The organism is Streptomyces coffeae (genome assembly GCF_016741875.1).
GTDB lineage: Bacteria > Actinomycetota > Actinomycetes > Streptomycetales > Streptomycetaceae > Streptomyces > Streptomyces coffeae.
Genome location: NZ_JAERRF010000025.1, coordinates 115,928 through 122,441, shown reverse-complemented (window position 1 = coordinate 122,441; position 6,514 = coordinate 115,928). Strand labels below are relative to the sequence as shown.

Genomic DNA, 6,514 nt, shown 5'->3' with positions numbered 1-6,514 from the left:
ATACAGCCAGCGAACTACCAGACACCCAACGCGACAAGACCAGCTAACAAAGCACTACTAGCCGCCCGCACCCGGGGTGGACAGCGCGCCGGGGACGGTGCGGGACCGCCCCGGCGCACACCCACCGGAATGCCTCAGATGATGGTGAGGGTCCGCTCGCCCGTGGCCAGGGAGCTGTTGCCCGCGTAGAGCCGGATCTCGCCCTTTTCCACCACGAACACCCCCGCGGGGTCATGGGTCCAGAAGCCCAGGTGTTCCGCGCTCAGCCGGAAGCGCACGGTGCTGGACTTCCCGGCGTCGAGAGTGACCCGGCGGAAACCGCAGAGCCTGCGCACCGGTTGCACGATGCTCGCCACCGGATCGCGCAGATAGAGCTGGACGACCTCATCGCCCGTGCGCCGCCCGGTGTTGCGCACCGTGACCGCCACGTCCACGGTGTCGCCCTTGCGCAGCGCGTCGGCCCCGATCCGGGTCACCGACAGTCTGGGCTCGCCGATGTCGAAGGTGGTGTAGCTCAGCCCGTATCCGAAGGCGAACTGCGGGCCGTCGGGCAGATCGAGGTACTTGGAGGTGTACTTGTTGTCCGGGTCGTAGGGGCGGCCGGTGTTCTCGTGGTTGTAGTAGATCGGCACCTGGCCGACCGCGCGCGGAAAGGACACCGGCAGTTTGCCACCGGGATTGACCTTCCCGAACAGCACATCCGCGATGGCGTGTCCGCCCTCGAGTCCTGGATGCCACGCCTCCAGGACGGCGGGTGCCGACTCCAGCCAGCCCCCGATCGTCAGCGGACGCCCGTTGACCAGGACCACCACAAACGGCTTGCCGGTCCCGGCGATGGCTTCGATCAGCTTCTCCTGCGCGCCGGGCAGACTGATATCACTGCGCGCGCTCGCCTCGCCGCTGAGTGCGGACGCCTCTCCGACCACCACGACGGTCGCCTCGGCGGCCTTGGCCGCGGCCACCGCCTGGGCGATGCCACCGGTGTCCTCACCGCCGGCGTCCACCCCCTTGGCGTAGCTCACCTCGGCCTTCGGTACGGCGTCCTTGACCGCGTCGAGGACCGTGACCGCGGGGAACGACTCGCCCCAGGGTCCGGCCCAGGTGCCGAGGAGGTCGGTGGAGTCCCCGAACGGGCCGACCACCGCGAGGGAACGGGCCGAGGTGCTCAAGGGGAGCTCCGACGTCTCGTTCCGGAGCAGCACCATGCACCGCGCGGCGGTCTCGCGGGCGGCCGAGCGGGCATCCTTGCCGGGCTTGCTGATGGCCGCGTCCTCGTCCACATAGGGGTGGTCGAAGAGGTCCAGCCGGAACTTCAGCCGCAGAACGCGCGCCACCGCGTCGTCCAGCCGCTCGGCGGAGATCTTTCCCGCCTTCAGCAGCCGTTTGCCGTGGTCGACGAGGTTGGTGCTGACCATCTCCATGTCGACACCGGCGCCCAGCGCAAGCCGCGCCGCGTCGGCACCGTCGGCGGCGAAGCCGTGGGCGATCATTTCCTGAACGCCGGTGTAGTCGCTGACGACAAAGCCGTCGAAGTCCCACTCCCGCTTGAGGATGTCGGTGAGGGTGTGGGTGTTGCCGTGGGCCGGCACTCCGCTGATGGTGTTGAAGCTCGCCATGACGGTGGCGATCCCGGCCTTCACGGCCGCCCGGAACGGCCCGAGGTAGTGATTGCGCAGCCGCGCCTCGGACACGTCCATGGTGTTGTAGTCGCGGCCGCCCTCGGCGCCCCCGTAGGCCACGAAGTGCTTGGCGCACGCCGCGAGCCGGTCCTTCGCGGCCAGGTCGCGGCCCTGGTAGGCGCGGGTTTTGGCCGTCGCGAACGCGGCCGTGAGATACGGGTCCTCGCCGTTGCCCTCGGCGATGCGCCCCCAGCGTGGCTCGTGGGTGACGTCCATCATCGGGGAGAAGGTCCAGTGCACCCCGTTGGAACGGGCCTCCTTCGCGGAGACCTCGGCGTCCCGCTCGGCCACCGCGGGGTCGAACGCGGCTCCCTGGGCGAGGGGGATCGGGAAGGTGGTCCAGAAGCCGTGGATGACATCGAGTCCGAAGAGCAGCGGGATACCGAGGCGGGATTCCTCGACCGCGATCCGCTGGAGGGCGTTGGTGTACTTCGCCCCGTAGATGTTGAGCACGGATCCGAGCCTGCCCTTGCGGGCCGCCTCCTCCGCCGCCTCGGTCTGGCCCCCGCCGGGGCCGGTGTTCCCGGCCCAGGTCAACTGCTGGAGCTGGCCGAGCTTCTCCTCGACCGTCATCCGCCCCAGCAGGGCCTGGACCTTGGCCTCATCAGGGCCCTTGCGGGATGTGCCGTGGGGGCCGGAGTCTTCCCGCTTCGGCTGGAGGACCTTCGCGCCGGGGGATTCACCGGCTCGGGCGGTGCCGGTCGCGGCTCCGCCCGCGACAGCCGTACCACCGACCGCTGTGAGCACCGTACGTCTACGCACACCATTCATGGCCTTCGTCCCTTGAAGAGCAGTGAGTGCTGTCGACGGGTGGATCTTCAAAAGTTGAATCGAAGTTACGGACCCGATGAGGGAGCGTCAAGGGTCGGCGCGGCGGCGGTTCATGATGGTTTGATCGTTTCAATGATCGGATCCGACCGGGCCACGGCACCCACCACGCGGCCCGGTCCGATGTGCGCTATGCCTCCGGGACGGCCGGTGCGCCCAGCGCGTACGGCGAGAGGATGTCGGCGACCGCGCGGTTGCGCGGTGTCGCGATCCCCAGTTCCTCGCCGAGCGCGGCCACAGCACCGCTGAGCCAGGCCAGTTCGAGCCGGTGGCCCCGTTCCAGATCGTTGTGCATCGAGGAGGTCATGGACGGGGGCAGGGTGTCGCAGAAGGCGAGGCGGTCATCGGCGAAGCCGGAGTCCAGGGCGACCCCCTTGGCTCGTCCCACCGCGACCACCTCGCGCATCACATCGTGCAGCAGGGACCGCGATCCGGCCTCGCCGCGGACCACGCCGATGGGCTGCCGCACGGCCGCCGTCGTCGCCGACAGCCCCACCAGGAACACGAACTTCTCCCAGATCACCCGCTCGATGTCCGCGCTGAGCTCCGCGTCGATTCCCGCTTCCAGACAGCGGTCGAGCAGGGCGCGGGCCGGACCGGACTCCTTGCCGCCGTACGCGCCGAACACCATCCGTTGCAGGGTGCCGTTGTGTGCCACGACTCCCGGTTCCTCGATGAACGCCGAGATGTAGCAGACCCCGCCCAGCACCGACTCCTGAGGAAGGTGGCGGCGCAGCACGGTGTCCTTCTGGACGCCGTTCTGGAGCGAGATGACGGCCGTCCCGCTCTCGGCGAGGGAGCGCAACTGCCGCGCCACGTCCTCGGTGTCCCATAGCTTCACCGCCACCAGGACCAGATCCGCCCCCTCGACGTCCGCGATGGCCGGAACCACCGCGCCGGGCGCCACGCGCAGCTCGCCCAGCGGACTGCGCACCGTGAGCCCCTTCTCCCGGATCGCGGCGAGATGGCCGCCCCGAGCGACAAACGTGACGTCGTTTCCGGCGGCGGCCAGCCGCGCGCCGAAATATCCGCCGACGCCCCCTGCCCCGACCACGGCAATCCGCATGACAACCCCTCCTTGATAACCGTATGAGGGGTTACTTTATAGCGATGGACGCCACCACGGAGCGATTTCCCCGGACGCGAGTGACCGCCCAGCTGCGCGCGCTGCGCTTCGACGGGGGCAGCCTCGCGTTGAATCTCATCGCCACCCTTGGCCGCCGGACCACCACCCCGGTCGAACGGCTCGGCACACTCGACCGGTTGCGCGACTGGTGCGACGGCGTGGGCCTGCGGCTCGGGGACGACGCGTTCACCGACCGCCTCCTCGCCGAACTGCACACGGTGCGTGAGGCGTCCTACGACGTGGTGGCCGCCGTGCTCCACGACCAGGCGCCCCGGCCGGAGTCGGTGACCCTGCTCAACGCCCGGGCCCGCCCGGTGCCACCGCAGCCGAAGCTGCGGATCCCCGGATCCGGCACCGGAGTGGAGGCGGTGACCCGCCCGCTGTCCGGCCGGGAGGCGCAGTCGGCCGTCGTCCGCGACCTCATCGCGGTGGTGGGCGATCCCGAGCGGCGCGGCGCCCTGCGGGTATGCGAGGCGGAGCTGTGCTCGATGGTCTATCTCGATCCCGGCGGCGGACGGCGCCGGTGGTGCTCCATGCGGCGCTGCGGCAACAGCGCCAAGGCCGCACGCCGCCGGGCCCGCGCGGCCACCGCGCCCTGACCGCCCGTGGCGTCAGGGTGCGGCCGCCCTCGTCATCGGAAGGTGGCGGTGCTCATAGGGCGCCGCTGAGCAGCCGTCCCGCGTCCGGCACCACCGTCGGCAGACCGAGCGCGTCGAGCACCCGGAAGGCGGTGGCGGTCGCGGCCGACAGCACCGGCAGTCCGGCCTCGTCCTCGACCGCCTGGATTGCCGCGAGGGACGGCATCTGCACACACGCCGACAGCACCAGCGCGTCCGCGCCGTCCAGCCGCAGCCGCTTCCAGTGCTCGCGCAGATCCGCCGGATCGAGCCGGGCGACCGCCAGGTTGTCGGGCACCTCCAGGCTCAGCGCGTCAACCACCTCGACCCCCGCGGCCTCGATGCATCCGGCCACCAGACAGGTGAGCTGCTTCATGTACGGGGTCACGATGGCCACCCGCCGGGCGCCGAGCGCCGCGATCCCGCTGAGCAGGGCGCCCGCGCTGGAGACCACCGGCGCCTTCGCCCCCTGGCCGTCGAGGACCGCGGCGATCTCCGCCTCCGCCACTTCGTGATGGCCGGGACCCTGCGCCATCAGGGCCACCAGACAGGCCGAGGCGACCACATCGGGCCGGGCGTCGGCCAGTTCGAGGGCGGCCCGCTCGGTCTGTGCGTTCATCTCCCGCAGTTGCTCGGGCGTGACATGCCGCATCCGCATCCGGCTGCTGTGGAACACAAAGCGGTCCTCGGGGGCCACGCGCTCGCGGGCGCGCAGCATCCGCGGCAGCTCGGTCTCCATCGTCAGGTTCGAGCTGGGCACGATCAGCCCTATGTGATGATCCGGCATGAGGTCCTCCATGGAATTCGTCACGAGGGAGCCGTCACACCCCATGCCGTGGTGGCGAGCGGTGTTACGGCTCCTCGGTCAGCCCCTCCCAGTGATCGGCGAGGGACGTCAGCAGGTGCATGAGTTCTGCGCGCCGCTCCGGTCCGTACTGCTCCATCAGCCGCTCGTCGAGGGCGCGGGCGCGTTCATTGGCCGCCCGGAGGGTGCGTTCGCCCTCCTCCGTCAGAAAGAGCAGCTTGCGGCGGGCGTCCTCGGCCGCGGTCCGCCGGGTGAGCAGCCCCCGGTTCTCCAGCCGCCGGGCCACATCCGCCATGGTCGAGGTGTCCAGGGCCACCGCCGACGCCATCGACCGCTGGTCGCGGCCCGGCGCCGCGTCCACCGCCGTGAGCACCGCGAACTGCGGACCGGTCAGCGTCGGGTCGACCGCGCGCACCCACACCGCCAGATACGCCTGGTACAGACGGCGGACCTGATAGCCGGGGGCGGCGGTCAGGGCGGCGGGAGTTATCGGCAGAGAGGACTCGGCAGGTGCGGTTTCGTCAGACATGGCCTCACTCAATCACGGGTGATGATCCGGCTCCGACCCGTGTCGCGTTCTTCTCCCGGCGAGTACCGCACCCTCACGCCAGCATGGGGCGTGAGGCCTCACGGACGGCCCCGGTCGCGGCGGCCGGGCTGTCCCAGAACACCATGTGGCCCGCTCCGGGAATCGCCGTCAGACGCGCCGGAGGATTCATCCGGGCGGCCTCCTCCGCGTCCCTCCTCGTGACCACGGGGCTCTCCGCGCCGTGGAGCAGCGCCGTGGGGCCGGGCACCGAGGGCCACCAGTCGAAGAAGTCCTCGGTCTCGAAACCGCGGTGGGTGGCGGCGATCGCCTCCCGGGCGCAGCTCGACAGCCAGCGGGCCCGCAGCTCCTGCTCCCGCCGCGGCCACCGTGGCCAGGCACGGGCCACCTCGTCCGCGTCGGTGCCGCGCAGCGCCTGGTCCAGCTGGCCGAGAAAGGTCTCCAGGGTCGTCGGATACGGCCCCCGGCCCGGCCCGCTCATCGGCGGATCCACCAGGACGGTGCCCCGGAGCGCCACCTTGCCGCGGGCCGCGACCACCGCCGCGATCCGCGCGCCCATGGAGTGGCCGAGCAGCAGCGGACGGTCAAGACCCAGCCCGCGCGCCACCGCCTCGGTGTCCTCGGCGTACTCCTCCAGGCCGTACCCGCCGCCCGCGTCGGACAGCCCCCGCCCGCGGACGTCGACCACCAACGGGCGTACGGTGCCCACCAGTTCACGGGCGACGAAGTCCATGGTGATGGCGGGTGAGGTGATCCCGGGCAGCACGATCAGCGGCACCCCGGCACCGCCGTAGTCGAGCACATGCAGCCGCGTCCGGCCGGAGCGGACCCACCGCCCGGTGGCGGGCACATCGGCCAGATCGGCGAGCGCGGACTGAAGGACGGACCGCTCGGGCACGGGCACCTCCTGGG

At 71.1% G+C, this 6,514-nt stretch carries 6 protein-coding genes; 1 reads left to right on the top strand and 5 read right to left on the bottom strand.

Features of this window, described 5'->3' with window-relative positions; genetic code table 11:
- Positions 1–134: 134 nt before the first annotated feature.
- Positions 135–2,450 carry a glycoside hydrolase family 3 N-terminal domain-containing protein gene (locus JK363_RS31860; RefSeq protein WP_201880600.1) on the bottom strand — a complete coding sequence of 772 codons (2,316 nt, stop codon included), beginning with the start codon at positions 2,448–2,450 and terminating at the stop codon, positions 135–137.
- Positions 2,451–2,637: 187 nt separating this feature from the next.
- Positions 2,638–3,573 carry a 2-dehydropantoate 2-reductase gene (locus JK363_RS31855; RefSeq protein WP_201880597.1) on the bottom strand — a complete coding sequence of 312 codons (936 nt, stop codon included), beginning with the start codon at positions 3,571–3,573 and terminating at the stop codon, positions 2,638–2,640.
- Between the two features lie 44 nt (positions 3,574–3,617).
- Here JK363_RS31855 and JK363_RS31850 point away from each other — a divergent pair, with 44 nt between their 5' ends.
- Positions 3,618–4,232, top strand: coding sequence for a CGNR zinc finger domain-containing protein (locus JK363_RS31850; protein WP_201880594.1), 615 nt, complete (start codon positions 3,618–3,620; stop codon positions 4,230–4,232).
- A 52-nt stretch (positions 4,233–4,284) separates the two neighbouring features.
- On the opposite strand, the gene JK363_RS31845 is transcribed toward JK363_RS31850, so the two are convergent.
- The 3 genes from JK363_RS31845 to JK363_RS31835 all read right to left on the bottom strand — a co-directional run bounded on the left by JK363_RS31845 (position 4,285) and on the right by JK363_RS31835 (position 6,500).
- On the bottom strand, positions 4,285–5,037 hold the full coding sequence (locus JK363_RS31845) for a maleate cis-trans isomerase family protein (protein WP_201880591.1): 753 nt from the start codon (positions 5,035–5,037) through the stop codon (positions 4,285–4,287).
- 64 nt (positions 5,038–5,101) lie between these two features.
- Positions 5,102–5,584, bottom strand: coding sequence for a MarR family winged helix-turn-helix transcriptional regulator (locus JK363_RS31840; RefSeq protein ID WP_201880588.1), 483 nt, complete (start codon positions 5,582–5,584; stop codon positions 5,102–5,104).
- A 73-nt stretch (positions 5,585–5,657) separates the two neighbouring features.
- The gene (locus JK363_RS31835) at positions 5,658–6,500 is read right to left on the bottom strand and encodes an alpha/beta fold hydrolase (RefSeq protein ID WP_372444895.1); all 843 of its coding nucleotides are present in this window, start codon (positions 6,498–6,500) and stop codon (positions 5,658–5,660) included.
- Between the last annotated feature and the right edge of the window lie 14 nt (positions 6,501–6,514).